Annotated in this window: 2 protein-coding genes and 1 pseudogene; 2 read left to right on the top strand and 1 reads right to left on the bottom strand. The window is 60.1% G+C overall.

Going from position 1 to position 2009, the window contains the following annotated elements; translation table 11 throughout:
* Window positions 1-587, bottom strand: a 587-nt coding sequence (locus AC04MI_RS24860) for a hypothetical protein (protein WP_476499007.1), incomplete at its 3' end; no start/stop codon positions are given.
* A 159-nt stretch (window positions 588-746) separates the two neighbouring features.
* Here AC04MI_RS24860 and AC04MI_RS24865 point away from each other — a divergent pair.
* Complete coding sequence (locus AC04MI_RS24865) at window positions 747-1667, top strand: DNA-binding protein (protein WP_436001490.1); 921 nt, start codon at window positions 747-749, stop codon at window positions 1665-1667.
* Window positions 1668-1761: 94 nt separating this feature from the next.
* A pseudogene (locus tag AC04MI_RS24870) lies at window positions 1762-2009 on the top strand (hypothetical protein); the annotation flags it as partial.

Below are 2009 nucleotides of genomic sequence, written 5' to 3' on the forward strand. Positions count from 1 at the left end.
CCACGCAGGGTGTGCAGGCTCCCCAGCAGGCTGACGCGCTGCTGGATCGTTTTCAGGGCGGGGACATCCGCATCGATCGCCACAGCCTTGCCGGTCAGCTGCGCCTGACGGCCAGCTCGATGTTGCACCTGACGTCGTCCTGCCAGCACGAGCCCTTCTTTCGCCTCAATGGCTGCAAGTCGTTTGCGTACATGGACCGGCATTCCGGTCGTAATTCTTGCAGGCCTGCTGCCTACGGCTTTTGCCTTCACAGGAGCGTGGTGCGTCACGAACACCAGCACTTTGTGGCCAGGGACGGCGGCCGCCGGTGACTGCAGCAGCTCCAGCTCTGTTCCGTAAACCGCTCGATGCCACAACGCCCAGTACCGAAGCGCAGTCTTCAGCGCCCGGCGGGTTGCCGGCGCAGTTGCCTCGACCTTGAGAGCCGCAAGCACCGCCGCGGCGGCCAGCTCTGTCTGCTCGATCTCCGCCTCAGTGGGCGCTTGTAGCGCGCCAGCGTCCGGCACCTGCGCCAACGCATCCTGCGGAAGCTCCGGAAACGAAGCTGGGACAAGGATTTCAGACGATTGGGCGGGACTCTTTGCCATTTTTGGACTACTATCGGGCGCTGGCTGAGTTATAGGACGGTACTTCGTCCGGTATTTCATACTAGCACATGCACGATAACGTTTCATTATCACCATCGTCAACACGGGGGCAAAAATATGCCGCCATGTGGCGGCCTAGATGCTCAGGAGAGTTGTGACATGGCTGTTTCGATCCCGGATGCCTACGCCCAGCACGTAACAGAGGCTTGGAGCCAGCTGGCGGCTGGTCGACGTCCTTCTGCAGACTCTGTGGTGAGCGCAGTTGGCGGCAGCAAGACGACGGCCAATGCGGCGATGAACTACTTCTGGAAGTCCTACATGCCGGACATGATGTCCGGCCGTGATACGAACGACACGCCGGACCCGATCCAGAAGCTGGCCAACAACATGTGGCAAACGGCTTTGAAGCTGGCGACCAAGACGGCAGAGAACAAGCTGACGGAGCAGCGCCAGAGCCTAGCGCAGCAAGCGGAAGCCATGGATACCGAACGTCGGCAGATGGCTTCTGAGCGCCTAGAGCACCAGGTAATGATCTCCGACGTTCGCGCCGAGGCTAACCGCCGGCGTGATGCGGACCTGGCAGCACAAGCTACCGCTCACAATCGAGCGATCGACAAGCTGGAAACGCGCAATACTAGGCTTGAGCAGACCATCGCCGAGCTTCAGGATTCACTGACGAACGCCAGAAACGAAGCCGCTGATGCTAAACGAGCGTTGGCAGACAACGCTCCCGCTATTGCAGCACTGCAAGCCAAAGTCTCCGCTGCCGAGCAGCTTGCCGCGGAGCGCCAATCGGCCCTGCAGGCAGAGCGCATGAGCGCTGAGGCTGCAATGCGCGCAATAAGCGCGGAGCGTGCAGCGCAAGCAGAGCAAAACACACTCGCCATGGACACGCTCCGGGGCGAGCATCAGGCGAAGCTGGATGCGCTCAATACGCATCACAACCGCGCGATAGAGGAACTGAAGCTGCAGCACGTCGCKAGAACGGACGACCTCAAGCGACAGATCAACCAACTGCAGCAAGCAGCTACGCGTCGCAACGCAAGGCAGGATGCAAAGGGCCCGAAAGACAAAGGCTGAACGCTTGCAACGGAGCTAAAAATAGTCGTTGCACGCGCAATAACTTTCGTTATAGTATCTTTCTACCGACACCCGAAGCCACGAAGGAACTGGGATGCTCGCTGGAAAGATTCACCTGGCCAATGCGCTTGGCCTGAAACCTCTCGACCGTGTCCAGGTCGCAAGCAAGCCCGTTCTGCGCGACGCGAGACTCGGCGTTATGAAGCCGGTGCCTGCCCCATTCTGGTTTTTCCAATACGTCCGACCGCAAGACGGCATGCTGTGCGTACGCTCGCCTTCTGGCTATGCAGCCTACGTCGACCCCCTCGATATCTACGACATGCGGGAGGGCAACGCCCCTGT

It is taken from the genome of Acidovorax sp. LjRoot204, assembly GCF_056175785.1.